At 65.8% G+C, this 24,089-nt stretch carries 22 protein-coding genes and 2 pseudogenes; 12 read left to right on the top strand and 12 right to left on the bottom strand.

Features of this window, described 5'->3' with window-relative positions:
• Positions 1-153 precede the first annotated feature (153 nt).
• Positions 154-1,650 carry an NADP-dependent isocitrate dehydrogenase gene (locus EET10_RS25880; RefSeq protein ID WP_081260709.1) on the top strand — a complete coding sequence of 499 codons (1,497 nt, stop codon included), beginning with the start codon at positions 154-156 and terminating at the stop codon, positions 1,648-1,650.
• Positions 1,651-1,717: 67 nt separating this feature from the next.
• Positions 1,718-1,975, top strand: coding sequence for a cupin domain-containing protein (locus tag EET10_RS25875; RefSeq protein ID WP_063467903.1), 258 nt, complete (start codon positions 1,718-1,720; stop codon positions 1,973-1,975).
• 39 nt (positions 1,976-2,014) lie between these two features.
• Here the strand turns inward: EET10_RS25875 and EET10_RS25870 are convergent, their stop codons facing one another.
• Both EET10_RS25870 and EET10_RS25865 read right to left on the bottom strand, forming a co-directional pair.
• Positions 2,015-2,530: a hypothetical protein gene (locus tag EET10_RS25870; protein WP_425293789.1), complete on the bottom strand. Its 516-nt coding sequence runs from the start codon at positions 2,528-2,530 to the stop codon at positions 2,015-2,017.
• Between the two features lie 65 nt (positions 2,531-2,595).
• Complete coding sequence (locus tag EET10_RS25865; protein ID WP_063467921.1) at positions 2,596-3,681, bottom strand: ferredoxin--NADP reductase; 1,086 nt, start codon at positions 3,679-3,681, stop codon at positions 2,596-2,598.
• A 178-nt stretch (positions 3,682-3,859) separates the two neighbouring features.
• On the opposite strand from EET10_RS25865, the gene hsaA reads away from it, so the two are divergent.
• The 5 genes and pseudogenes from hsaA to EET10_RS32525 all read left to right on the top strand — a co-directional run.
• A complete protein-coding gene (hsaA, locus tag EET10_RS25860) occupies positions 3,860-5,044 on the top strand; it encodes a 3-hydroxy-9,10-secoandrosta-1,3,5(10)-triene-9,17-dione monooxygenase oxygenase subunit (protein WP_063467901.1) in 1,185 nt (394 codons plus the stop codon).
• A gap of 94 nt (positions 5,045-5,138) precedes the next feature.
• A complete protein-coding gene (gene hsaD / locus EET10_RS25855; protein ID WP_063467900.1) occupies positions 5,139-6,017 on the top strand; it encodes a 4,5:9,10-diseco-3-hydroxy-5,9,17-trioxoandrosta-1(10),2-diene-4-oate hydrolase in 879 nt (292 codons plus the stop codon).
• Positions 6,014-6,916: an iron-dependent extradiol dioxygenase HsaC gene (gene hsaC, locus EET10_RS25850; RefSeq protein WP_063467899.1), complete on the top strand. Its 903-nt coding sequence runs from the start codon at positions 6,014-6,016 to the stop codon at positions 6,914-6,916. The genes hsaD and hsaC overlap by 4 nt, the downstream gene beginning before the upstream one ends.
• 14 nt (positions 6,917-6,930) lie before the next feature.
• Positions 6,931-7,494 (top strand): 3-hydroxy-9,10-secoandrosta-1,3,5(10)-triene-9,17-dione monooxygenase reductase subunit, encoded by a 564-nt coding sequence (gene hsaB, locus EET10_RS25845; protein ID WP_063467898.1) that lies wholly within the window; start codon positions 6,931-6,933, stop codon positions 7,492-7,494.
• A gap of 524 nt (positions 7,495-8,018) precedes the next feature.
• Positions 8,019-8,243: pseudogene (locus tag EET10_RS32525) on the top strand (EspA/EspE family type VII secretion system effector); the annotation flags it as partial.
• Here EET10_RS32525 and EET10_RS25840 read toward each other — a convergent pair.
• Positions 8,225-8,810, bottom strand: a pseudogene (locus EET10_RS25840) (IS3 family transposase); the annotation flags it as partial. The pseudogenes EET10_RS32525 and EET10_RS25840 overlap by 19 nt on opposite strands.
• Before the next feature lie 365 nt (positions 8,811-9,175).
• On the opposite strand from EET10_RS25840, the gene EET10_RS25835 reads away from it, so the two are divergent.
• A complete protein-coding gene (locus EET10_RS25835) occupies positions 9,176-9,553 on the top strand; it encodes a BlaI/MecI/CopY family transcriptional regulator (RefSeq protein WP_063467896.1) in 378 nt (125 codons plus the stop codon).
• Entirely contained in the window at positions 9,550-10,485 is a 936-nt protein-coding gene (locus tag EET10_RS25830) for a M56 family metallopeptidase (RefSeq protein ID WP_122502605.1), read from the top strand. The genes EET10_RS25835 and EET10_RS25830 overlap by 4 nt, the downstream gene beginning before the upstream one ends.
• On the opposite strand, the gene EET10_RS25825 is transcribed toward EET10_RS25830, so the two are convergent.
• The 3 genes from EET10_RS25825 to EET10_RS25815 form a co-directional block, all read right to left on the bottom strand.
• The gene (locus EET10_RS25825) at positions 10,448-11,335 is read right to left on the bottom strand and encodes a cytochrome c biogenesis CcdA family protein (protein ID WP_122502604.1); all 888 of its coding nucleotides are present in this window, start codon (positions 11,333-11,335) and stop codon (positions 10,448-10,450) included. The genes EET10_RS25830 and EET10_RS25825 overlap by 38 nt on opposite strands.
• Positions 11,332-11,889, bottom strand: a complete 558-nt coding sequence (locus EET10_RS25820) for a redoxin domain-containing protein (RefSeq protein ID WP_122502603.1) — start codon at positions 11,887-11,889, stop codon at positions 11,332-11,334. Before EET10_RS25820 ends, EET10_RS25825 begins: the two co-directional genes overlap by 4 nt.
• Positions 11,890-12,137: 248 nt before the next feature.
• On the bottom strand, positions 12,138-12,746 hold the full coding sequence (locus tag EET10_RS25815) for a mycothiol-dependent nitroreductase Rv2466c family protein (RefSeq protein WP_063467920.1): 609 nt from the start codon (positions 12,744-12,746) through the stop codon (positions 12,138-12,140).
• A gap of 86 nt (positions 12,747-12,832) precedes the next feature.
• Between EET10_RS25815 and EET10_RS25810 the strand changes: the two genes are divergently transcribed.
• Positions 12,833-13,657, top strand: a complete 825-nt coding sequence (locus EET10_RS25810) for an arylamine N-acetyltransferase family protein (RefSeq protein ID WP_063467892.1) — start codon at positions 12,833-12,835, stop codon at positions 13,655-13,657.
• A gap of 70 nt (positions 13,658-13,727) precedes the next feature.
• On the opposite strand, the gene EET10_RS25805 is transcribed toward EET10_RS25810, so the two are convergent.
• From EET10_RS25805 to fadD3, 5 genes are all read right to left on the bottom strand, one after another.
• Positions 13,728-14,894 carry a pyridoxal phosphate-dependent aminotransferase gene (locus tag EET10_RS25805; protein WP_122502602.1) on the bottom strand — a complete coding sequence of 389 codons (1,167 nt, stop codon included), beginning with the start codon at positions 14,892-14,894 and terminating at the stop codon, positions 13,728-13,730.
• A complete protein-coding gene (ipdE2, locus tag EET10_RS25800; protein ID WP_122502601.1) occupies positions 14,891-15,841 on the bottom strand; it encodes an acyl-CoA dehydrogenase IpdE2 in 951 nt (316 codons plus the stop codon). Before ipdE2 ends, EET10_RS25805 begins: the two co-directional genes overlap by 4 nt.
• A gap of 72 nt (positions 15,842-15,913) precedes the next feature.
• Complete coding sequence (locus tag EET10_RS25790) at positions 15,914-16,873, bottom strand: acyl-CoA dehydrogenase family protein (protein WP_099187766.1); 960 nt, start codon at positions 16,871-16,873, stop codon at positions 15,914-15,916.
• Positions 16,870-18,003, bottom strand: a complete 1,134-nt coding sequence (locus tag EET10_RS25785; RefSeq protein ID WP_063467889.1) for an acyl-CoA dehydrogenase family protein — start codon at positions 18,001-18,003, stop codon at positions 16,870-16,872. The genes EET10_RS25790 and EET10_RS25785 overlap by 4 nt, the downstream gene beginning before the upstream one ends.
• Positions 18,004-19,548 (bottom strand): 3-((3aS,4S,7aS)-7a-methyl-1,5-dioxo-octahydro-1H-inden-4-yl)propanoate--CoA ligase FadD3, encoded by a 1,545-nt coding sequence (fadD3, locus tag EET10_RS25780; RefSeq protein ID WP_063467888.1) that lies wholly within the window; start codon positions 19,546-19,548, stop codon positions 18,004-18,006.
• Between the two features lie 80 nt (positions 19,549-19,628).
• On the opposite strand from fadD3, the gene ipdE1 reads away from it, so the two are divergent.
• Both ipdE1 and ipdF read left to right on the top strand, forming a co-directional pair.
• Complete coding sequence (gene ipdE1, locus EET10_RS25775; RefSeq protein ID WP_063467887.1) at positions 19,629-20,792, top strand: acyl-CoA dehydrogenase IpdE1; 1,164 nt, start codon at positions 19,629-19,631, stop codon at positions 20,790-20,792.
• The gene (gene ipdF, locus EET10_RS25770; RefSeq protein WP_063467886.1) at positions 20,789-21,577 is read left to right on the top strand and encodes a (5R,7aS)-5-hydroxy-7a-methyl-1-oxo-2,3,5,6,7,7a-hexahydro-1H-indene-carboxyl-CoA reductase; all 789 of its coding nucleotides are present in this window, start codon (positions 20,789-20,791) and stop codon (positions 21,575-21,577) included. The genes ipdE1 and ipdF overlap by 4 nt, the downstream gene beginning before the upstream one ends.
• A gap of 650 nt (positions 21,578-22,227) precedes the next feature.
• Here ipdF and EET10_RS25765 read toward each other — a convergent pair.
• Positions 22,228-23,883, bottom strand: a complete 1,656-nt coding sequence (locus EET10_RS25765; RefSeq protein ID WP_099188555.1) for a PPE family protein — start codon at positions 23,881-23,883, stop codon at positions 22,228-22,230.
• Positions 23,884-24,089: the final 206 nt, after the last annotated feature.

Below are 24,089 nucleotides of genomic sequence, written 5' to 3'. Positions count from 1 at the left end.
TAAGTTGAGGTCAACTCAATTACTAGGGGCGCCGCGCCACCGGCGTGTGCGGCCGAACGGACCCTTGCCAACCCCGCATTCACGAAGTATGTTACGTGTGATTCAATACGTGTTATTCGTTTCCTACTAACTGTCGAGCGAGGGCCCTTCACCATGACTACCGGACGCCGCGTACCCGACGATTCAGGTCGCGACATCGTGCCCACCACACCGACTGCGGTACCTGTCACGGTGGCCCACGGAGACGGCATCGGGCCCGAGATCATGCGGGCGACACTGGACATCCTGGCGGGTGCCGGGGCCCAATTGGACATCGAGGAGGTGCAGATCGGGGAAGCGGTGTACCGCCGTGGCCACACCTCCGGAATCGATCCGCAAGCGTGGGAATCACTGCGCCGGACAAAGGTTTTCCTGAAGGCACCGATCACCACGCCTCAGGGCAGCGGGTTCAAGTCACTCAACGTGACGGTCCGCAAGACCTTGGGCCTTTATGCCAACGTACGTCCCTGCGTGGCGTATGCGCCGTTCGTGCCAACCCGCCATCCCGGAATGGACGTGGTGATCGTGCGGGAGAACGAAGAAGACCTCTACGCCGGCATCGAGCACCGTCAGACCGACGAGGTAACCCAATGCCTCAAGCTCATCAGCCGGCCAGGTTGTGAGCGGATTTGCCGCTACGCCTTCGAATACGCCCGCCGGCACGGCAGATCCAAGGTCACCTGTCTGACCAAAGACAACATCATGAAGATGACCGACGGGCTGTTTCACCAGGTGTTCGACGAAGTCGCCGCCGACTACCCCGAAATCGCCTCGGAGCACTGGATTGTCGACATCGGCGCCGCGAAGCTGACCGACACTCCGGAAAATTTCGACGTCCTGGTGGTGCCTAATGTCTACGGCGACATCCTTTCCGATGTCGCGGCCCAGATTGCCGGTTCGGTGGGCATGGCGGGATCGGCCAATATCGGCGACAACGTTGCCATGTTCGAGGCCATTCACGGGTCGGCGCCGCGTCGAGCCGGTCAGGACGTGGCCAATCCCTCCGGCCTGTTGCTCGGTGCGGTGATGATGTTGGTGCACATCGGCCAGGGCCACGTGGCCGCCCGGGTGCACAACGCCTGGCTTGTGGCACTCGAGGCGGGTGCGGCCACCTATGACATCATCGCTCCCGGACGGACGCCGTTGGGCACCCGTGACTTCGCCAAAGCGGTGATCGCACACCTGGGCCACCGCCCGCGGCGGCTGGCCGCAGTGGACTACCCGGTCCTTCCGCGCCAGCAGATTGCGGCACCGCGCCCGGTCACGCGCGCCAAGAAGACGCTCGACGGTGTCGACGTGTTCCTGGATGCCCCGCAAACGCGGCCCGATAACCTGGCCGCCGCCTTGCACTGTTCGGCCGCGGGCGGCTGGTTGCAGCTGCAGATGATCACCAACCGCGGTGTCAAGGTGTGGCCCGCCGGGTTCCCGGAGACCTTCTGTACCGACCACTGGCGGGCTCGTTTTCAGGCTCCCTGCCCTGGAACGGCAGCGCCCAGTCACATCCTGCAGCTGCTGCACCGGCTGTATCGCGACGGATTCGACGTCATCAAGACCGAGGGTTTGTACCGGTTCGACGGCCAGCCGGCCTACTCGCTAGGTCAGGGGCAATGAAAATACCTGCCGCAAGCCATCTTTCGTCTCAATACATACCGGGCGCACGACCAGAAAGGTTCGTCAGGTGACGACCATTGAACTCCCCAAGGCCGTTCATATCGGCGCCGACGAGCTGCCCTTCGTCGACATCGGCGATGCCTCCCGGCGGAAGGTGATCCAGGTGAGGGAGGCCGAGGGCCTCTGGATCGTGGAAAACGTCTTCCGGGCGGGCTACGAGGTGCAGCGGCACAAGCACACCGGGCCGGTGTGTGCGTACACGAACGTCCGGAGCCTGGAGGTACAAGGAGTACAGCTACGTCTTCCGTGCCTCAGCGCAGGATGAAAACCCGCTCTTGATGCGTGTTGGCGGCCGGCAACAGCGCTACGAAAAGTTCGTCTGCGCGCAGGTGCTGGGCGAGGTGAGGTTGACTCCGGAGTAGACCACCTGGATGTGCGTGCACACGATGACGCCCGCGTTGGTACTCGGCTGGCCGGTCGACCAGCTGGTCGAGTCGATGACGCCGGTCGTCTGATACTTGTCTGGCGGGCCGTCACCGAAGTACACGGTGGTGATCACGTCGGAGCCGCCCGCCTTCATCACCCGCTCGAACTGGCCGGTGGCGTGGGCATCGAGGTAGGTCAGCCGGTTCGTCGGCCGGATCTCGGTGGTTTGGCGGGCCCACAGATCGGACGGGAACCCGGTGACGCCGTCGGGTGTGCGCAAGTCGGCGCCGGCGACAAAATCACAGCTGCCGTTCGGGTGGCAATTGACGAAGGTATGCGTCTCGAGCTGAGTCGCATCGTCGATCGGGAACAGGGTGGTGGCGGTGTTGCTGGCCGCTGGCGAATACGGGGCGGGCGCGACGGCCAGCAGCAGCCCGGCGATCACCGCGACCATCGGAGCACCCGATACCAGCCGCTTCATCTCGCATCCTTCCGCCCGGATGAAACCTAGCCCCGCGACTATTCGTCGTAGGTCACTTCTACCGAATCAGATTCCGGATGAGATTGACAGGCCAAAATCAGCCCGTCGTCGAGGTCTTGCTGCTCCAGCACGTCGTTGACTTCCATGCTGACCTTGCCGCCGCGCAATGTGCAGGCGCAGGCGCCGCAGTGGCCCTCGCGGCAGGAGAACGGCGCGTCCAGGCCGGCGGCCAGCAGCACGTCGAGCAGCTTGGCGTTGCGCGGCCAGGACACCGTGTGGGTTTCACCGTCGAGTTCCACCACCGCGGTTGCCGGCGGCGCAGTGTCGTCGCCGCCGGCAACCGCTAGTTTCACCGCTGCGAACGGATCGGAATCCAGCGACTTAAACACTTCGATATGCACCTGTGGGGCAGGAACTTTCAGCGTTTGCAGGGCCTCGCGCGCGGCGTCCATGAACGGGCCCGGTCCACAGATGAAGACCTGCCGCGCGGTGTAGGGGGCGGCCAGGTTCGCCAGCGCGGTGGCACTTGGCAGCCCTTGCAGCGACTCGAGCCAGTGCACCACCGCGAGCCGGTCCGGATACTTGGCCGCCAGCTCGCGCAACGCGTCTCCGAAGATCACCGAACGGTCGTCGCGGTTGGCGTAGACCAGTGTCACCTGTCCGCCGCCTTGCGCCAGCGCCGACTTGCAGATCGACATGATCGGCGTGATCCCGCTGCCTGCGGCCAGCAGCAGGAAGTCGTCATCGAGCGTCTTGGGCACGAAGTTGCCCGACGGCGCCAGCACGTGAATCCGCATGCCCGGGTGCGCGTGGTCGCACAGCCAGTTCGACGCGTACCCGTCCGCGGTCCGCTTGACCGTGACGGTGAGCGCGTGATCGGTGAATGGCGAGCTGCACAATGAGTAGCAGCGGGCCACCGCGCCGGTACGGTCGCTGGGCACGCGCAGGGTGAGGAACTGGCCGGGTGCGTAGCGCAGTCGCTCCGCCGGGATCTGCGGATCGTCCGGCCCGTCGGGCACCGCGAACACCAGCGAGCGTGCCTCGTCGGTTTCGGCGACGACCTCGGCGATCTGCAGTTCCAGGACGTGGCTGCCGAGCGGTTCGTCAGGGACTGCCTCGGTCAACACCCTGCCTCTCTGTGTCTTAACTAGAACATGTTATAGAAAACTGGATTCGCGCCGCTACCAGCCGCAGGAATACCCTGCTCGACACAAATCGGAACGTGTTCTAGTCTTGCTCTAAGTTCATTCGGTCGTCCAATCCGGTCGTCGAACAGGCCGCACTCCCAGGAGGCAAACGTAAGTGACGTCCATTCAACAGCGTGATGCGCAGGCGGTATTGGCTGCCATCGATGATCTGCTGCCGCAGATCCGGGAGCGCGCTCAGGCGACCGAAGATCTGCGCCGGTTGCCCGACGAGACCGTCACGGCGCTGGAGGAAATTGGCTTTTTCACCCTCTTGCAACCCCAGCAGTGGGGCGGGCTGCAATGCGATCCCACGTTGTTCTTCGAGGCCACCCGCCGCCTGGCCAGCGCGTGCGGTTCCACCGGCTGGGTGAGTTCGATCATCGGCGTGCACAACTGGCATCTGGCGCAGTTCGACCAACGGGCGCAGGAAGAGGTCTGGGGCGAAGACTCTAGTGTGCGGATCTCGTCGTCGTATGCCCCGATGGGCGCCGGTGTGGTGGTCGACGGCGGTTACCTGGTCAACGGGTCCTGGAACTGGTCGTCAGGCTGCGACCATGCCACCTGGACGTTCGTTGGCGGCCCGGTCATCAAGGACGGCCGGCCGGTCGATTTCGGCAGCTTCTTGATCCCACGCACCGAATACGACATCAACGACGTGTGGTACGTGGTCGGCCTGAAGGGCACCGGCAGCAACACCCTGGTGGTCAAGGACGTTTTCGTGCCGCGGCACCGGTTCCTGTCCTACAGGGCGATGAACGACCACACCGCCGGCGGACTGCAGACCAACACCGCGCCGGTCTACAAAATGCCTTGGGGCACAATGCATCCCACGACAATATCGGCGCCTATCGTGGGCATGGCCTACGGGGCCTACGCCGCGCACGTGGAGCACCAGGGCAAGCGGGTGCGGGCCGCATTCGCCGGGGAGAAGGCCAAGGATGACCCGTTCGCCAAGGTCCGCATTGCGGAGGCGGCCAGCGACATCGACGCCGCATGGCGCCAGCTGATCGGCAACGTCGGCGACGAGTTCGCATTGCTGTCCGCCGGCAAGGAGATTCCGTTCGAGCTGCGGGCCCGGGCCCGCCGTGACCAGGTGCGTGCCACCGGGCGCTCGATCGCCTCGATCGACCGGCTGTTCGAGGCGTCCGGCGCCACCGCATTGTCCAACGAGGCTCCGATTCAACGCTTTTGGCGCGACGCGCACGCCGGGCGGGTGCATGCGGCCAACGACCCGGAGCGGGCGTATGTGATCTTCGGGAACCACGAGTTCGGGTTACCGCCCGGCGACACCATGGTCTGATGACGGCGACGATGCAAAGCCAAGCGACGTGGGGGCACGCCCCCACAAGTGGGAGATACCCCCAGCCGCTTGCGGGGGAGAGAAGCAGCGAATTGTGACAGCGCCGACCGAGGAGATCACCTTCGAATCAACGTCGCGCTTCGCCGAAGTCGACGTGGACGGACCGCTGAAGCTGCACTACCACGAGGCCGGTGTCGGCAACGACCAGACGGTGGTGCTGCTGCACGGAGGCGGGCCCGGTGCGTCCAGCTGGACGAACTTCGCCCGCAATATCGCGGTGCTGGCCAAGCACTTTCACGTGCTGGCTGTCGATCAGCCCGGATACGGCCACTCTGGCAAGCGGGCCGAGCACGGCCAGTTCAACCGCTACGCCGCGACCGCGCTCAAGGGACTTTTCGACCAGCTTGGGCTGGGTCGCGTTCCGCTGGTGGGTAATTCGCTGGGTGGCGGCACCGCGGTGCGGTTCGCGCTCGACTACCCCGACCGGGCCGGACGTCTGATCCTCATGGGACCCGGCGGGCTGAGCATCAACCTGTTCGCGCCCGACCCGACCGAGGGCGTGAAGCGGCTGGGGAAGTTCTCTGTCGAACCCACCCGGGAGAACCTCGAGGCGTTCCTGCGGGTCATGGTCTACGACCAGAAGCTGATCACGCCGGAGTTGGTGGACCAGCGTTTCGAGCTGGCCAGCACGCCGGAGTCGTTGGCTGCTACGCGGGCGATGGGAAAGTCGTTCTCCGGGGCCGACTTCGAGCTGGGCATGATGTGGCGTGAGGTGTACCGGCTGCGCCAGCCGGTGTTGCTGATCTGGGGCCGCGAGGACCGGGTGAACCCACTCGACGGTGCGCTGGTCGCCCTCAAGACCATCCCGCGCGCCCAGTTGCACGTGTTCGGACAGTGTGGACACTGGGCTCAGGTCGAGAAGTTCGACGAGTTCAACAAGCTGACGATCGATTTCTTGGGAGGTACCAGATGAGCATCCGGTCGCTGGGCTATCTCCGCATCGAGGCCACCGACATGGCCGCTTGGCGCGAGTATGGCCTGAAGGTGCTTGGCATGGTCGAAGGCAAGGGCAGCGTCGAGGAGGCGCTGTATCTGCGGATGGACGACTTTCCCGCCCGGCTGGTGATCGTGCCCGGTGAGCGGGACCGGCTGGCGGAGGCCGGCTGGGAATGCGCGAATGCCGAAGGGCTGCAGGAGATCCGCAATCGGCTCGACGTGGAGGGCACGCCGTACAAGGAAGCGACCGCCGCCCAACTGGCGGATCGGCGCGTGGACGAGATGATCCTGTTCTCCGACCCGTCGGGCAACCCGCTGGCCGTCTTCCACGGCGCCGCGCTGGAGCACCGCCGGGTCGTCAGCCCATACGGGCACAAGTTCGTCACCGGCGAGCAGGGTTTGGGCCACGTGGTGCTGACCACTCGTGACGACGCGGAGGCGCTGCACTTCTACCGGGACGTGCTCGGCTTCAAGCTGCGTGACTCGATGCGGCTTCCTCCGCAGGTGGTCGGCCGGGCGGCCGACGGGCCGCCGGCTTGGCTGCGTTTCTTCGGCTGCAATCCGCGCCACCATTCGTTGGCCTTCCTTCCGTTGCCGACGCCGTCTGGGATCGTGCACCTGATGGTCGAGGTGGAGAACTCCGACGACGTGGGCCTGTGCCTGGATCGGGCGCTGCGCCGTAAGGTGCCCATGTCGGCGACGCTGGGCCGGCACGTCAACGACCTGATGCTGTCCTTCTATATGAAGACCCCCGGCGGTTTCGACGTCGAGTTCGGTTGCGAGGGAAGGCAAGTCGATGACGACGAGTGGATCGCCCGGGAGAGCACCGCGGTGAGTTTGTGGGGGCATGACTTCACGGTCGGGGTCACCGGCTGATCCCGAGGCTAGCCATGTCCGCGCCGATTGATCCACGCACGTTCCGCAACGTGCTGGGTCAGTTCTGCACCGGGATCACCATCATCACCACCGTGCACGACGACGTGCCGGTCGGCTTCGCCTGCCAGTCGTTTGCGGCCCTGTCTTTGGAGCCGCCGCTGGTGTTGTTCTGTCCGACCAAGGTGTCGCGGTCCTGGCAGGCCATCGAGGCCAGCGGCCGGTTCTGCGTCAACGTGCTGACCGAGAAGCAGAAGCACGTGTCGGCGAGATTCGGTTCTAAGGAGCCCGACAAGTTCGCCGGGATCGATTGGCATCTCTCCGAACTCGGGTCACCGATCATCGACGGGTCGTTGGCGTACATCGACTGCACCGTTGCCTCGGTACATGACGGCGGGGATCACTTCGTCGTGTTCGGCGCGGTCAACTCGCTGTCGGAAGTCCCGAAGATCAAACCGCGACCACTGCTGTTCTACCGCGGCGACTACACCGGCATCGAGCCGGACAAGACGACGCCGGCGCAGTGGCGAGACGACCTCGAAGCGTTCCTCACCGCCACCACCCAGGACACCTGGCTCTAAGCCGAAGTTCCCCCCGGTGGAGCTTCGGTCTGGGAGTGCGCCCGGGGCAACTATTGCCAATGGGCCGGCACCGCTGCCCAGGATCACTATGTCAACCTGACTTGACTAGTGCGCGGGGTAACTGTAGCCTCGGTGTCGGATCGGGGTCACCACGGCCATTGGCGTTGCGGCGCCAAACCGGTTGGACACCGAGGTGACTCCCGCCGCCGTTCGATTGCCGTCCGCCGTCCCGGCTGCGCGATTGTAAGCGGGCGTGTCTACAGTGTTACGGAGCGTTGCCGCATGCGTCCATCGCAGTCAGGGGCCAACGGCGGCCCGGCCCGAAGGCCCAAGAAGTTCTCGCCGCGTAAGCAGTCCGTGCAGGCGGCTGCGACGTCACCCCCGCCGCCATGCTGTCCCGGTGGGATCACCCCGTTGGATCAAGGCGTGTGAGGAAATAGCATGGGTGCGCTTATCATCCTCAATTCCACGATAAGTATTATCGAGACCTTGTATGCCACGCTTGGTGTCGTGTTGGGACCCCGGTCACCGGAGAAGTATTCGACACCAGTTCCTCGACGTTCCGCGAGGCCATTGAAACGCAAGCGTCGGCCGTTTTGAGCGACAACTGGGTTGGCACCGCGGCAGAAAAGTATTCGGAGAAGAGCAAAACTCTCCAGGACGCCGAGCAGATTATGTCCGACGTCGACTACATTACCGCAACACTCGTGTCGGACCAGGCCGAGGCGGAATGTATTGCGGTGTATTGACTTCCGGCATCGCGATGATGAATCGTGTCGTCGAACGGATGGCCCTGACGGCAGCGGAAGGCCACCGCGTGGCGCAGGGCACGCTCAACGAAGCCAGTGTCTTTGACCATCGAACATTCCCAGCCAGCAATCAATCCGGCGTAGGCGTCGACGACGAACGCGGTGTAGCCGAACCCGCCGGTGTCCAGCGCGACGTAGGTGAAGTCTTATGCCGACCTCCAGCTGGTTGGGTGCGGCAACCCGCCAGCGCCGGCCCACCAGGTCAGCTGCGCGGGCCGCTCCCGGATCGTGCTCAGTGGTGCGCGGTGGGCGGCGAGCACGCATGACGCCGCGCCGACCGTTTTGCCGCATAATCCGTTCCACCGTGCGCCGCGCCACGGGGATGCCTTGTCGTTGCAGGTGCGCCCACATCTTCAGGCTGCCGTAGAGGCTCTCCGGTGGGCGTTTCCCGTCCGGATCGGGTTGGTAGTAGCCGGCCAGGATCTCGGTGATCGTGGTAACTGCGGCTCGCCGTAATCGTTGACCAGCACATTTGCCGGCTTGATGTCGCGGCGCAACGTGCCGGCCCGGTGCGCGGTTTCCAGTAGACCACACCGGCGCCGCCGCGAGCCACCTGGCGCGCGTCCTCGAATCCGGCGGAGGCTAACTCCGCAGCGATCCCGCTCTGTGCGGGTGCCGAGCCGGCAGCCCCGGGTCTTCAGCCATGTCTTGGCGTTCTACCTCCATGCCGTGAGAGTCGCGAGTCAAGCGTAGCGAATATGAACTCACGGGCATACTGTTCGGCGGCAATCGTTGCCGAAACTGCGCATAGGGTCGGCGTAGCGCCCTGCCGAGCGGTTTTTGCACATGTCGCGGGGAGCTGCGGTGCGCGACTTGCGGTGCGTGACTAGGGTGACGACGGAACGATAAGCGGAACGTGGGAGAGCAGGTCTGTGCAGCCGCGGCGCTTCGGCGAGCTCGAGGCGGTCATCATGGACCGCGTGTGGAACCATGGTGCGGCCGTCACCGTCCGCGACGTCTTCAACAACCTGGTGCGCGACCGCCAAATCGCTTATACGACGGTCATGTCCACCATGGACAACTTGCACCGCAAAGGCTGGCTGCAGCGGGAACGGACGGGGAAGGCCTTTCGCTATTGGCCGAGCATGACCCGCGAGGAACATTCGGCCACACTGATGCGTGATGCCTTTGATGCCGGGGGAGATTCGGACTTGGTGCTGACGTTCTTTCTCCAGCAGCTGGACGACGGCGAATCGGCACGAGTCCGCGAGGCGCTGCGCCGGATCATCGGCGATCGGGATGAATCGTGAACGTCGCCTTGGTGTTACTCGTGTATGCGGCGGGATTGACCTGGCTCGGGCCGCTGCCGCTGCGTCGTGTCAGCGGCACTGGTGTGCGCCCGCAGCTGGCCGTGGCGGGCTGGCTCGCAGCGGTGGGGGCAGTGATAGCTGCGTGGCTTGCTGCGCTGACCGTTCTGTGCACCGTGGTGTGGGACAGCATGTGGCGTCACCAGGCACTGACGTCGTGCATCAACGCCTTAGGCCTAACCGGTCGATTGGGATTGCCGCGCGCGATGGCCTCGGCCCTTGCTGTCTCGCTGTTGCTGGCGGGCCTGCTGGCCACCGCCGTCGTCTGCTGGCGCGTCGCTCGTCAGTTGCGACGGCAACGATCACGCAGCCGTCTGCACGCCTCGGCGGCCCGCGCGGTCGGTGGCCCCACCGACTGGCCGGGCGTGGTGGTGATCCCGGCTCCGCAGCCGGTTGCTTACTGCGCAACCGGGGGGCCGGACTCTGTCGTGGTGGTCACCACGGCCGCCCTCGGCCAGCTCGATGGGCCGCAGCTGGCCGCCGTGCTGGCGCATGAGTACGCTCACCTGGCGGGTCGGCATCAGGACCTGCTCATGGTGCTGCGTGCGATCGCTGCGAGCCTGCCGCGAATGACACTGTTCGCCGCGGCAGCAGAACGGGTGGCAGATTTACTCGAGATGTGCGCTGACGATGTTGCGGTGCGACGGCACGGGACTACGGCGTTACTGCGTGCGCTCTTGGCTCTGACCGCGGGGCCGCCGGCGGCGGTGCGGGCGACGCTGGGCGCGGCGGGCACCGCGACGCTGGCCCGTGCCATGCGACTGGCCAGCCCGGTTTCTCGCCGTACGCGGTGGCATGACCGGGTGATGGTTGGTACATCAGTTGGTGTCGCGGTGATCACGCCGCTGGCGGTCGGGATGGCGTGTCACCTCTGACCACGGCACGCCGCCGAGCCACGGCGTGCCGGCCCACTCCCACGGCGACCAGCGCCGCCGAAGCGGCTACCAACGACCACGGGCTCAGCCCGTCGACCAGATGAATTAACCAGTCCTGCACGGTGTTAGCGGCCTGTATTACCGGGTCGTCGGTTTCTGCGCCGGTGAAATACAGCCGGATTTCGTAGTAGCCGTAGTACGTCACATACAGACCGGTCAACAGCACGACCGCGCCGACGATCCGGCCGACGAAAGGCAGGATGCGCCGAAACGTCGCCGCTGCCGAGGAGCCGGCCAGCGCAACCGCTAGCGCCGCTACTCCCACCGTGATGGCCATGCCGACCGCGTACGCCACGAACGCCAGTACGCCGGAAAGCATCGCGCCCTGCTTGAACGTCGTACTGATCACCGCGAGAAACGGTGCAACCGTGCACGACAGCGAAGCAATCGCATACCCCACGCCATAGCCGTACATGGAGCCCAGCCGCCCTGTCGGTGTACCGCCCCCGCGATTGGGAACGATGATGCTGATGTCCTTGCCCGCCAACAACCAGACCGCCAACGCGACCAGCAGCGCCCCGATGATCACGGTGGCGAACGGCAGGTACTTTTGGGCCGACGCGACCACGGGTGCGATCAGCAGGCCGAAAACGCCGAAGACCGTCAGGAATCCCGCGGACATCCCGGCGGTGGCCGCGCCGGCACGGAGCAATGCCGCCGGCCGCGAGGCACCCTGACTGCCGGCGATCACCAAGCTCAAATAGCCTGGCAGAAAGGCAAAACCGCACGGATTGAGGGCGGCCACCAATCCCGCTCCCAGGGCAAAGCTCAGGGCCGTTGTATCGATCATCGCCCGGTCAACCCGTGGACCCGCTCGGTCAATTCGGACTGCGTCAACGAGCCTTTGACCACGTCGACGTCACCGTCGGCGCCGACGAAAGCCCACGCCGGTTGCTGGGTTACGCCGAACTTGGACCAGACCGCTCCGTCGGTATCGGCGAGTTGGGTGAAGCCGCTCAGTTGGTATTTGTCGACGAACGCCTGCATCGCAGATACCTGATCGAGCGCGGCCACGCCGACGAACGTTACTTGTGGGTTCGCCGCTGCGACCTTTCCCGCGATTGGTGCTTCATGCTGGCACCTTGGACACCAGGGCGTCCAGAACCAGAACGCGGTCGGTCTGCCCGCCAGGCTAGCGCCCGAAAACATCTGTCCGCCTATGGTTTTGACGGTGAACCCAAGTTGCTCCGGCGGCTGCGCGGTGTGGCCGGCGACCGCGGTCGATGAAGACGCAGGTGCGGTGGATGCGCCAGCCGGACCGGAGCGTGCCCCGGAAGCGCCACATGCGGCGACGACCATCGCGGCGGCAGTCACGCCGAGGATGGCGGATAGGCGGGGCGGCATGGCGACTCCTTCGTCGGATTGGTGAGTCCTTCGAGACCGATAGCCACCAACATACTACCTACGTACGTAGATAGTAGAAGTGATTGCCGCTACCTCTGCCGTGGCGGCCACCAGCGCCTGGAGGAATCCCTCGGGTGACCTGGGCACCACTGCTCTTGCGGAACCAGCGCACGCACCTGATCCACGTGCGCTCCGCAACCGGCCCACGTCACTTTCCCGCAGGTGCGGCACCGGACTGCGTGGCACATTCAGCGACCCTCCTCGAGAGTGGGCGGCCCCTGGTAAGGCCGTTGCAGCACGGCAAATTCGGGCGTGGTCGCGGCGGACAGGACGGCCTCGAGCAGGCGGACGCCGTCGTCGCTGCCGGGTATCCCGGTCAGCACCGGTCCAAAAAACCCGCGTCCGTCGACCGCGATGATCGGGCTGCCGCCCGAACCGCCCAGCGCGTCCTGGCTGGCTTGGTGCGCGTGCCGGGCGGCCTCGTCGAGTGCGCTGTCGTCAAGCGATTCGGCGAGCGATTCGTCAAGTCCGCACTCGGCCAGGGATTTGCGGACCTCATCGGCGGACATCTCTTTCCCACGCACATGGATACGGGGACCCACCGAATCGTAAAGCCGTGCGACCGCGTCCGGCCCGTGCTGGACGCCGACCGCGGCGAACAGCCGTCCCAGCCGTCGTGATCGATCCATCATCTGCTGCTGCTTAGGATTGAGGTCGTTGCCCTCGTTGAGCACGGCCAAGCTCATCTGCCGCAGCGTGACCGGGGTGTCCGTCTTGCGCGCGGCATCGAGCAGCCATCGCGAAGCGGCCCAGGCGAATGGACATACCGGATCGATGTAGAGCTCGACGTCGGCCACTGGCTCCTCCTTCTGCACATTTCCCGCCATAATACCCCCTTGGGTATAGGCTGTCGAAGCCGTGCGCCAGCCAGCACAATGGCTCTATGGCGCTGGATCTCAACGCGTACTTCGAACGCATCCGCTATCGCGGTCCCACCGAACCCACCTTGGCGGTGTTGCGGGCGGTGGTGAGCGCCCACACCCGGGCGATTCCGTTCGAGAACCTCGATCCGCTGATGGGCGTGCCGGTCGACGACTTGAGTCCAGAATCGCTGATGGACAAGCTCGTCCACCGGCGCCGCGGCGGTTACTGCTACGAGCACAACGGTCTGATCGGCGACGTGCTGGCCGAACTCGGGTTTCGGCTGCGGCGGCTGACCGGCCGGGTGGTGTGGATGGCGCCGCCGGACGCGCCGCTGCCGGCGCAGACGCATACCGTGCTCGCGGTGACTTTTCCCGGTTCGGATGGTTCGTATCTGGTGGACGTCGGTTTCGGGGGCCAGACGCCGACGTCGCCGCTGCGGTTGCAGACCCGATGCATTCAGCAAACGACCCATGAACCATATCGGCTCGATGACCGCGGCGACGGGCTGGTGCTGCAGGCATTGGTTCGTGACGAGTGGCAGCCGCTCTACGAATTCAGCACGGTCAGCCGGCCTCAGATCGACCTGAAGGTGGGCAGTTGGTTTGTCTCGACGCACCCGTCGTCGCACTTCGTCACCGGCTTGATGGCTGCCACCGTGACCGACGACGCCCGGTGGAACTTGACGGGCCGGATCCTGGCGGTCCACCGCGGCGGCCGGACCGAGAAGACCGTGCTGGAGGACACGGCGACGGTTGTCGATGCCCTGAGCTCGCGGTTCGGGATCAACGTGGCAGATGTCGGCCGTGGCGCGCTCGAGGCGCGTATCGATCAGACGATTGCGTAGCGGTTTCACCGAAATCGACGTTGTGCAGGTCTTTTCTTGCTCATTGTCGGCACAACGTCGATCTCGTGGATCAGCGGCCCGGCAGCCAGGACTCCATTCGGCGCAGGCCTTCTTCGATGTCGCTGGTCGGCCCGGCGAACGACATCCGGACAAACGAGTTGCCCCGCGCGGTGTCGAAGTCGACCCCTGGTGCGATCGCCACGCCGGTGTCGGCCAGCAACCTTGAGCAGAAGGCCAACGAGTCGGCGGTGAAGGCCGAGACATCGGCGTAGACGTAGAACGCGCCGTCGGTGGGAGCCAGCCGGTCAATCCCGATGCGACGCAGGCCGTCGAGCAGCATCGAGCGGTTGAGCGCATAGTGCCGCAGATTGCCGTCGGCTTCCGCGGTCGCCTCGGGGGTGAACGCCGATACCGCGGCAATCTGCGACAGCACCGGCGGGCAGATGGTGAAGTTGCCGGTGAGGCAGTCGACCGCGCGGCGCAGCTCCGTCGGCACCAATAGCCAACCGAGTCGCCAGCCCGTCATCGCGTAGTACTTGGAAAAGCTGTTGACCACGACCGCGTTTCGTGAGGTCTGCCATGCGCAGCTGGTCCGCGGCGCCCCCTCGTAGACCAGGCCGTGATAGACCTCGTCGCTGATCAGCCGGACCCCGGACGCATCGCACCACGACGCGATCGCCGCCAGCTCCTCAGGTGGAATGACCGTCCCGGTGGGATTGGCCGGGCTGGCCACGACCAGCCCCTGCACCGGCGGGTCGAGTTCGGCGAGCATCGCCACGGTGGGCTGAAACCGGGTCGCCGGCCCGCAGGGTATCTGCACCACCTCACATCCCAACGCTGACAGGATGTTTCGATAACATGGATAGCCGGGGCTGGCCATCGCCACCCGGTCCCCGACGTCGAAGCATGCCAGGAAGATGAGCAGGAAGCCGCCCGAAGAACCGGTGGTGACCACGACCGTGTCGGGGCCGACCGTGATGCCGTGCTGGCGCTCGTAGTCCGCCGCGATCGCGGCGCGTAGCTCCGGAATACCCAGTGCCACCGTATAACCCAGTTGGTTGAGATGCAGGGCGGCGGCCGCGGCGGCACGTACCGGTTCGGGCGCACCGGCGCTGGGCTGACCCGCCGAGAGGTTGACCAGGTCGCCATGGGTGCGCTGGCGCTCGGCGGCCGCCAGCCAGACATCCATCACGTGGAACGGTGGAATGCCCGCGCGCCGGGCAACACGATGGGTCATGGTGCGGGGAGCACCTCGGACTCGAGCTGCCGCAGCAAGTCTCGTGGCGAATCCAGCAGGTGCGTACTGCCGTGTGCCCGTTTGAAATACAGGTGCATGTCATGTTCCCAGGTGATCGCGATGCCACCATGCAACTGGATGCCCTCGGCGGCCACCGCGCTGAGCGTTTCGCAGGCAGCCAGTCGTGCGGTGGCCGCATTGGCGGGTGTGGGTTCAGTGCAGGCGTCGGCGACGACGGACCGCGCCGCGGCGACCATCACGTACAGATCGGCCATCCGATGCTTGAGTGCCTGGAAGCTCCCGATCGGGCGGCCGAATTGCACACGGCTCTTCGTGTATTCGATGGTCAGTTCCAGGCAGCGTTCGGCGGCGCCGATCTGCTCGGCGGCCAGCAGGATTGCCGCCGAGCAGGCCAGTCCTGGGTCGGCGCCGATCGTCCGGGTTTCCTGCGGCTGAATGCGGGCCAGCCGGCGGGTGGGATCCATGGTGGCGACGGGCTGCGCGGTGAAGCGAGTCCACCTGTTCAATTGGCCGTCTTTCGCGGCGACGACGACGTCGGCGACGTCACCGTTGACCACATAGTCGGGGTCGAGGATCAGCGCGCCGATCGAGGTGCCCTCGGCGAGCCGGTTGAGCGTCTCGGCGTCCGGCTCGGGCGCGGCCAGCAGCGCCAGTTCCGCCAGCGTGGTGCCCAGCAGCGGGGACGGCACCAGTGCCCGGCCCAGCTCTTGTAAAACCGTTGCCGCGTCGGCTAATTCGCCGCCAGCTCCGCCGAACTCCTCGGGGATGACAAGAGCGGCGGCCCCGACTTGTTCGCACAGCAGTCGCCACAGGGCCTCGTCGTAGCCGCGGTCGGACTCCATCGCCACGCGCACCGCGGCTGGACTTGCGTGCTTGGCCACCAGGGCGGCGACGGTCTCGCGCAGCATCTCCCGTTCGTCAGTCATTGCGCCGCTCTCCCCCGCAAGCGGGTGGTGCCCCCACCTCATCGTTGCGCTCTGCATCGTCGCCGGCGCGGGTCATAGCGCCTCCAGCACACGCTGCCGATGTACCTCCGGTGTACCCCAGGCCGAACGCAGGGCCTGAACCTTCAGCAACCACAGCGACAGGTCGTGTTCCTGGGTGAAGCCGATAGCGCCGTGAGTCTGTAACGCCGAGCGGGCCGCCAGCAGACCCGCCTCACCGGCGGCCACCTTGGCGGCGCTGACGTCGCGAGGCTGCAGCGACAAGGCAGCTCCGTAAACCAGCGGACGGGCCAGTTCGACCGCGATGTGGACGTCGGCGAGTTTGTGCTTGATCGCCTGATACGAGCCGATGACCCGGCCGAACTGCGTCCGCTGCTTGGCATAGTCGACGGCCGCGCTCAGCAGTGCTTCGGCGGCACCTACCAGTTGCGCCGCCGTGGCCAATACGCCGAACTCGTAGGCGCGCTTGATGTCTGCGTGCCAGGTTTGGACGTTTGGGCCGGTCGCCGTCACGTCGTAGACGTGACGGCTGGGGTCGACGGACGCATGGCGCCGGCCCGGCGTGCCTTCGGCGACACCGGCATCACCGGCCAGTAAGACCAGCCCGGCGGTGTCGGCGTCGACGGCGCGCGGCACCTGCGGCGGTAGTGCGACGGTGGCGATCAGCTCACCGGAGGCCAGACCGGCGCAGCGCTCGGCCTGATCGTCATTGGCGAGCAAAACCGGTGCAACGGCAATGGATTCGGTGACCGGGCCGGGCACACACCAGCGGCCGAGCCGTTCCAGTGCGACGACCAGGTCTACCGGATCGGCTCCCAGACCGTCGAACTTCTCCGGCACGTTGAGTGCGGTGACGCCGAGGTTGGCCAATTGCTGCCACACCTTACGGCCGGGCGCCGCATCGCCCGCCGACCAGGCGCGAACCGCGCCGGGCAGATCGGCAGCACCCAGCGCCGCGTCGATGCTGGCGGCGAAATCACGTTGTTGTTGATCAAGCGCAAAATCCACGGTCACTTCTTCTCTCGTGGCAGGCCCAGCAGCCGTTCCGAAATGATGTTGCGCTGGATCTCGTTGGTGCCCGCATAGATTGGTCCGCCCAGGGCGAACAACAGGCCATCGGTCCACGGGCCGGCCAGTTCTGCGTCTGCGGCCAGGATGTCCAGCGCGGTCTGATGCAATTCCACGTCGAGTTCGGACCAGAACACCTTGGTCACCGACGATTCGGCGCCCAGCTCACCGCCGGCGGCCAGCCTGGTCACCGTGCCGAAGGTCTGCAGCCGATAGGCCTGCGCCTTGATCCAGGCGTCGGCAACCCGATCGGCGAATCCGGCGGGGGAGCCGTTGTCTTTCCACAATTGCACCAGCCGCTCCGCCACCGCCAGGAAGCGGGCCGGGCTGCGCAGCGACATACCGCGTTCGTTGCTCGACGTGCTCATGGCCGCGCGCCAGCCGTCGTTCGGGGTGCCGATGACGTCCTCGTCGGGAACGAAGACGTCGTCGAGGAAGATCTCACCGAAGCCGGTGTCACCGCCCAGTTGCACGATGGGCCGCACCGTGACGCCCGGTGCCTGCAGGTCGAACATGAAGTAGGTCAGACCGCGGTGCCGCTCGGCCGACGGATCGGACCGAAACAGCCCAAAGCCCATGTCGGCGAACGGCGCCCGTGAGCTCCAGATCTTCTGACCGTTGAGCAGCCAGCCGCCTTCGGTCTTGGTGGCGGTGGACCGCAGTGACGCCAGGTCGCTGCCGGACTCGGGCTCCGACCAGGCCTGGGCCCAGATCTGCTCGCCGTTGGCCATTTTCGGCAGAATTCGGTCCAGCTGCTGCCGAGTGCCATGGGCGAACAGGGTCGGCGCCAGCATCGAGGTGCCGTTCGCGCTGGCCCTACCCGGCGCACCGGCGCGGAAGTACTCCTCCTCGAACACCACCCAGTGCAGCAACGGTGCGTCGCGGCCGCCGTACCTTTTCGGCCAGGTGATCACCGACAGTCCGGCGTCGAACAGTACCCGATCCCAAATCCGGTGCTGGGCAAAGCCTTCGGCGTTGTCGTAGGACTTCGTCGGAATCGAGTCTTTGTTGGCCGACAGAAACTCGCGCACCTCGGCTTGAAAGGCCAGGGTTTCCGCATCGAATGCCAGGTCCATTCAGGCCAACTCTCGCAGTTGTGATTTGACCACCTTGCCGCCGGCGTTGCGGGGCAAGGCATCGACGAATCGCACCGACCGCGGCGCCTTGAAGTTCGCCAAATGCTCACGGGTGTAGTCGATTACCGTGGCTTCGTCGAGCGTCGCGCCGGGCCGGGGCACCACGAAGGCTCGGCCGACTTCGCCCAGTCGCTGGTCGGGAACACCGATCACCGCGGCGTCGGCCACTCCGTCCAACCGGGCCAGTACCTGTTCGACCTCGGCGGGGTAGACGTTGAAGCCGCCGCAGATGTACATGTCCTTGAGCCGGTCGGTGATGCGCAGGTTGCCGGCCTCGTCGACGGCACCGATGTCCCCGGTGTGCAACCAGCCGTCGGAGTCGACGGCGGCCGCCGTCGACTCCGGGTCGTCGAGATAGCCGAGCATGACGTTGGGACCGCGCAGCAGCACTTCTCCTGTTTCAGAGCCGGTTTCAGCGTCGATACGCAATTCGAAGCCGGCAAAAGGCCGTCCGCAGGTGGTGGCGACGGTTACCGCGTCGTCGTCGGGGCGGCACATCGTTCCCATGCCGTTGGCCTCGGTCAGGCCGTAGGCGGTCAACACGATGTCGATGTCGAGTTCGGACTGCATGCGTTGCACCAGCACCACGGGCACGGTGGCCGCGCCGGTCACCGCGAACCGCAGCGAGCTCAGGTCATAGTCGCGCCGCGCCGGGTGATCCAGCAGGGTCTGGTAGATGGTGGGCGGTCCGGGCAACACCGTGATGCGGTGCTGCTCGATCGCCTGCAGGGTGCGCAGCGGATCGAACGTCAGGTGCGGGATCAGCGTCGCGCCGGTTTGTAGGCACGCCAGGATGCCGGCCTTGTAGCCGAAGTTGTGGAAGAACGGGTTGATGCACAGGTAGCGGTCGTCGCTGGTGATCTTGCCGTTGGCCGCCCACGACGCCGAGGCCGACAAAGATTGCCGGTGCGCGCACCGCACGCCCTTGCTGCGGCCGGTGGTGCCGGACGTGAACAGGATGTCGCTGACGTCGTCGGGTTGCACGGCCGCGGCGCGGGCAAAGACGGCCTCGAGGTCGGTGCCTCGGGCCATGAACTCGTCCCAGGTGCTCTGGACCGGATCGTCGGCCTCGATCGGCACCCGCACGATGTGCCGCAGCGCGGGCAGGGCTCGAGAGTCCAGGCCGGCGACCCGGTCGGCGCCCAGGAACCGGCCCATGGCGAACAGCACCGGCGCCTGAGTCCGGGCGACGATGTCGGCGGCTTCCTCGGCGGTGTAGCGGGTGTTCAACGGCACCATGGCGGCGCCGGCGTGATGGATCGCCAGGCAGGCCACCACCCAGTGCCAGGTGTTCGGCGACCAGATGGCCACCCGATCGCCGGGCTCGACGCCCAGCGCGATCAGCGCCGCCGCGGCCCGGCGCACCTCGGCGCGCAGGGCGGTGGCGGTGAAGCTCCGGTCGTCGGTGATCAAGACGTCGTGGTCGGGGAACATGCTGGCGAGACGATCCAGAGCCGCGGGCACGGTATGCGGATCGTCGGTCATCGGATGCTCCTCTAAGCGGCCGCGGCGTCCTTCACCGGCGGCCTAACAAAGCAAGTGCTTGGTAGGTTAGCCTACAGGTCATGCAGGACGTCGAGGAGTTCCGGGCCGAGGTCCGCGAGTGGCTCGCCGACAATCTGGTCGGCGAATGCGCAGCTCTCAAGGGGCTCGGCGGGCCGGGACGCGAGCACGAGGCGTTCGAAGAACGCCGGGCATGGAATCAGCACCTTGCGGCGGCCGGGCTCACCTGCTTGGGCTGGCCGGTCGAGCACGGTGGACGGGGACTGCCGACCGCGCATCGGGTGGCGTTCTACGAGGAGTACGCCCGCGCCGACGCTCCGGTGAAGGTCAACCATTTCGGTGAGGAACTGCTGGGGCCGACCCTGATCGCGTTCGGGACGCCCGAACAGCGGCAGCGCTTCCTGCCGCGCATTCTCGACGTCACCGAGCTGTGGTGCCAAGGCTATTCGGAGCCGGGTGCGGGCAGTGACCTGGCCAACGTTTCGACCACCGCGGAGCTCGACGGCGACCAATGGGTGATCAACGGGCAGAAAGTGTGGACGTCGCTGGCACACCTGTCGCAGTGGTGCTTCGTGGTGGCACGCACCGAGAAGGGCTCCAAGCGGCATGCCGGGCTGTCATATCTGCTGGTGCCGCTGGATCAGCCCGGGGTGCAGATCCGGCCGATCGTCCAGATCACCGGCACCTCGGAGTTCAACGAGGTGTTCTTCGACGACGCGCGTACCGACGCCGGCATGGTGGTGGGCCAGCCGGGTGACGGGTGGCGGGTTGCGATGGCGACGCTGACCTTTGAGCGCGGAGTGTCCACGCTGGGCCAGCAAATCGTCTATTCCCGTGAGCTTTCGCGGTTGGTCGAGCTCGCGCAGCGCACCGGCGCCGCCGACGACCCGTTCATCCGGGAGCGGCTGACCCGGGCGTGGACCGGGCTGCGGGCGATGCGCAGCTACGCGCTGGCAACCTTGGAAGGGCCAGCTGTCGACGGCCAGGACAATGTGTCGAAGTTGTTGTGGGCCAACTGGCATCGCTCGCTCGGGGAGCTGGCGATGGATGTGATCGGCAAGCCCGGCATGACCTTGTCGCAAGGCGGGCCCGACGGTGAATTCGACGACTGGCAGCGGCTGTATCTGTTCACCCGGGCCGACACCATCTATGGCGGTTCCAACGAGATTCAGCGCAACATCATTGCCGAGCGGGTGCTCGGCTTGCCGCGGGAGGTCAAGGGATGAATTTGTCTGTCGCGCCGAAAGAGTTTCCCGGACATGGACTTTTGAACGGCAAGGTAGTGGTGGTGACCGCGGCCGCAGGTACCGGTATCGGCTCGGCCACCGCGCGCCGCGCGCTGGCCGAGGGGGCCGACGTGATGATCTCCGACCACCATGAGCGACGGCTGGGGGAGACCGCCGCCGAACTGGCCGCGCTGGGCCTCGGCCGGGTCGAAAGCGTGCTGTGCGACGTGACGTCCAGTGTGCAGGTGGACGCCCTCATCGACTCGACGACCGCACGCATGGGCCGGCTCGACGTGCTGGTCAACAACGCCGGCCTCGGTGGCCAGACGCCGGTGGCGGACATGACCGACGACGAGTGGGACCGGGTCCTCGATGTCTCCTTGACGTCGGTGTTCCGGGCCACCCGGGCCGCGCTGCGCTACTTCCGCGACGCCCCGCACGGCGGAGTGATCGTCAACAACGCCAGCGTTCTCGGTTGGCGGGCCCAGCACTCGCAGGCGCACTATGCCGCCGCCAAAGCGGGCGTGATGGCGCTGACCCGTTGCAGTGCAATAGAAGCCGCCGAGTACGGGGTTCGGATCAACGCCGTCTCGCCCAGCATCGCCCGGCACAAGTTCCTGGACAAGACCACCTCGGCCGAGCTGTTGGACCGGCTGTCCGCCCGGGAAGCTTTCGGCCGTGCCGCCGAACCATGGGAAGTCGCGGCCACCATCGCGTTTCTGGCCAGCGATTACTCGAGTTACCTTACGGGCGAAGTTATTTCAGTATCGAATCAGCACCCGTAGGCGGTTGGTGATCGGGAGAGGTATTGCCTTGGCCTGTCTCACTCGGAAATTCATGGTGATCACGAATGCTACTGGTCAACGATGTCTTCTTCCGCAGCCTTGGATGCCTGGCTCAGACTTCGGCACACCTTGGCTTCGTTATCGGCACGCCGATACCGCGCCTTCGCTCAAACCGCTTGTGATGGAAGGCGATCGGGGTATGTCGCACGTGCTGACCGTATCGGCGGTCGTGGCCGTCGTATCGAGTGCGCGGTGACGGCTTTGACTGTGTAGGTAGGGCGGGAATGTCCACGATCGGCCGCCCTCACGACGCAGTCGGCGCCGCCACCGCACACTCGGCGCCATCAGCGCACAGTCGGTGCCTTCAGCCACCGATCCAACCGCACCAGCACGCGATTTCCCTCTCCCACACCGGGGCACAGCCCCACAACCGCTCGCAGCCAAGCCATGTCTCGAAGAGGCTGCGTTCCGCGTCTTGTAGCAGTGCTCGAAGGGTTCAGCCCGCTGTCGCCGCACCGGCCTGATAGCCAATCATCGCCGAGACGCCGGCCGCCCGCGTCACCTCGTACTGCCACGCGGATAAGTCATCTCGAATCACCACGACCCTGCGCGCCGATAGCCGATTCGGGATGCCCGGCCGATCTGTCCGGCTACGTCAGTTGTTTCAACAGTTGGTCGATGTTGAACAAGCCCGACAGAGCGGTGCCGGTGTTGAAGAAGCCAGTGTCGAAGCCGCTCACCGTGGGGCCCGTACTCGGGACGCCGGCGTTCCCAATGCCGGAGATAGCACCGTTGAATAATGATCCTCCGCTGGCCTGGTTGAAGAAGCCCGAGATGGCGCCGGCGGCAGTGCCGGTCGCAGAGTTGAAGAAGCCCGAGACACCATCGCCGGTGTTGTTGAAACCGGAGTTGACCAGGCCGCTGTCGGTGGTCGACCCGATGCTGGTGTTCACATCGCCCGAATTCCAGAAACCTGTGTTGGTCTCGCCCGAGTTGCCGGAGCCGGTGTTGCCGTCGCCCGAATTCCACGAGCCCGTGTTGAGGGTCCCGCCGTTCTCGAAGCCGGTGTTCAATTCACCCGAGTTGAAGAGGCCGGTGTTCAGCAAGCCGCTGTTGCCGAGGCCGAAGTTGCCGATGTAGGAGTTGAAAAGGCCGACGTTGCCGACGCCTGCGTTTCCGATGCCGAAGTTGCCTGGGCTGGTGGATGGCGTCGGGCTCGCGTTGAAGATGCCCACGTTGCCGTTGCCGGAGTTGAAGAAGCCGATGTTGTTGGTACCGGAGTTGCCGATGCCGATGTTGCCGCTGCCGGAGTTCAGCAGGCCGGGCAGGTTGATGCCGACCTGATTATTGCCGGTGAGCCCGATCCCCATGTTGTTGTTACCGGTGTTTCCGAAGCCGAAGTTGCGGATCCCGTTGTTGCCAGCGCCGAGGTTTCCGACACCGGTATTGCCGCCGCCGATGTTCTCGTTGCCGATGTTTCCGACGCCGACGTTTCCGTTTCCGAAGTTGCCCATGCCCAGGTTCACACCGGGATTTGAGCTGGTACTCGAATCGCCGGTGTTGCCGAAGCCGATGTTTTCGTTGCCGAAGTTCCCGCTGCCGAAGTTGTTGTTGCCCTGGTTTCCGTTGCCGATGTTTCCGCTGCTCACGATGGCGGAGTTGCCATTGCCGCTGCCGACGTTTCCGCTGCCGGTGTTTCCGTTACCGACGTTGGCGGTGCCGGTGTTGCCGCTGCCGATGTTGCCGGTGCCGCCCTTGTTGCCGATGCCGATGTTGGGTAACAGCGCCAGCAACTGCTCGAAGGGGTTCAACCCGGCGGCCGCCGCCGCCGCGCCGGCCTGATAGCCCGTCATCGCCGAGACGTCGGCGGCCCACATCTCCTCGTACTGCGCCTCGGCGGCGGCGATCGCCGGCGCGAAGAGCCCCAGGAAATTCGACCGCACCAGCTGCACGAACGAATTGCGGTTGGCCGCCACCGCCAGCGGATGAATCGTCGCGGCCCGCGCCGCTTCGAATGCGCCGGCCACCGCCTGGGCCTGCGACGCTGCTCCGGCAGCCTGCGCCGACGCCGCGCTCAGCCACCCCGCGTACGGCGCGGCCGTGGCCGCCATCGCCGCCGACGCCGGGCCCTGCCAAGCCTGACCGACCAGCCGCGAGGTCACCGACGTAAACGAATCCGCAGCTGCCCCAAGCTCATCGGCCAACCCGCCCCACGCTGTCGCCGCCTGCAACATCGGCGCTGAGCCGGCACCGTCGAACATCAGCAACGAATTGATCTCCGGCGGCAGCATCGGAAAACTGACCATGTCGACCTCCAACACGTTTCCACTCGGCCGCCCCCGACGCGACCGATACCCTAATGGAATCGAGCAATTCACGGATGCTACGCCAATTGTGCGGTGGAGAAGGGGTTTCCAGGCAAAGGCGGCCGGCGTTGGGTCGTTGATCGGCGAGATCGACGCGCGCGGCGCTGTGGGCCGGTAACGGCGCTCCGGGTTTTCTGGGCGCCAGC

This window comes from Mycobacterium pseudokansasii (assembly GCF_900566075.1).
Lineage (GTDB): Bacteria > Actinomycetota > Actinomycetes > Mycobacteriales > Mycobacteriaceae > Mycobacterium > Mycobacterium pseudokansasii.
Note: the sequence above shows the minus strand (reverse complement) of the source record. Positions and strands in the feature narration are given on the sequence as shown.

Bases quoted from the DNA above. Each gene is read 5' to 3' on its own strand.
- EET10_RS25820 (WP_122502603.1), bottom strand. From the start codon at position 11,889: ATGCCGCCCCGCCTATCCGCCATCCTCGGCGTGACTGCCGCCGCGATG.
- fadD3 (WP_063467888.1), bottom strand. From the start codon at position 19,548: ATGACCGACGATCCGCATACCGTGCCCGCGGCTCTGGATCGTCTCGCC.
- EET10_RS25785 (WP_063467889.1), bottom strand. From the start codon at position 18,003: ATGGACCTGGCATTCGATGCGGAAACCCTGGCCTTTCAAGCCGAGGTG.
- EET10_RS25825 (WP_122502604.1), bottom strand. From the start codon at position 11,335: ATGATCGATACAACGGCCCTGAGCTTTGCCCTGGGAGCGGGATTGGTG.
- ipdE1 (WP_063467887.1), top strand. From the start codon at position 19,629: ATGCAGGACGTCGAGGAGTTCCGGGCCGAGGTCCGCGAGTGGCTCGCC.
- EET10_RS25765 (WP_099188555.1), bottom strand. From the start codon at position 23,883: ATGGTCAGTTTTCCGATGCTGCCGCCGGAGATCAATTCGTTGCTGATG.
- EET10_RS25880 (WP_081260709.1), top strand. From the start codon at position 154: ATGACTACCGGACGCCGCGTACCCGACGATTCAGGTCGCGACATCGTG.
- EET10_RS25805 (WP_122502602.1), bottom strand. From the start codon at position 14,894: ATGACCCATCGTGTTGCCCGGCGCGCGGGCATTCCACCGTTCCACGTG.
- EET10_RS25870 (WP_425293789.1), bottom strand. From the start codon at position 2,530: ATGGTCGCGGTGATCGCCGGGCTGCTGCTGGCCGTCGCGCCCGCCCCG.
- ipdF (WP_063467886.1), top strand. From the start codon at position 20,789: ATGAATTTGTCTGTCGCGCCGAAAGAGTTTCCCGGACATGGACTTTTG.
- ipdE2 (WP_122502601.1), bottom strand. From the start codon at position 15,841: ATGACTGACGAACGGGAGATGCTGCGCGAGACCGTCGCCGCCCTGGTG.
- EET10_RS25810 (WP_063467892.1), top strand. From the start codon at position 12,833: ATGGCGCTGGATCTCAACGCGTACTTCGAACGCATCCGCTATCGCGGT.
- hsaB (WP_063467898.1), top strand. From the start codon at position 6,931: ATGTCCGCGCCGATTGATCCACGCACGTTCCGCAACGTGCTGGGTCAG.
- hsaC (WP_063467899.1), top strand. From the start codon at position 6,014: ATGAGCATCCGGTCGCTGGGCTATCTCCGCATCGAGGCCACCGACATG.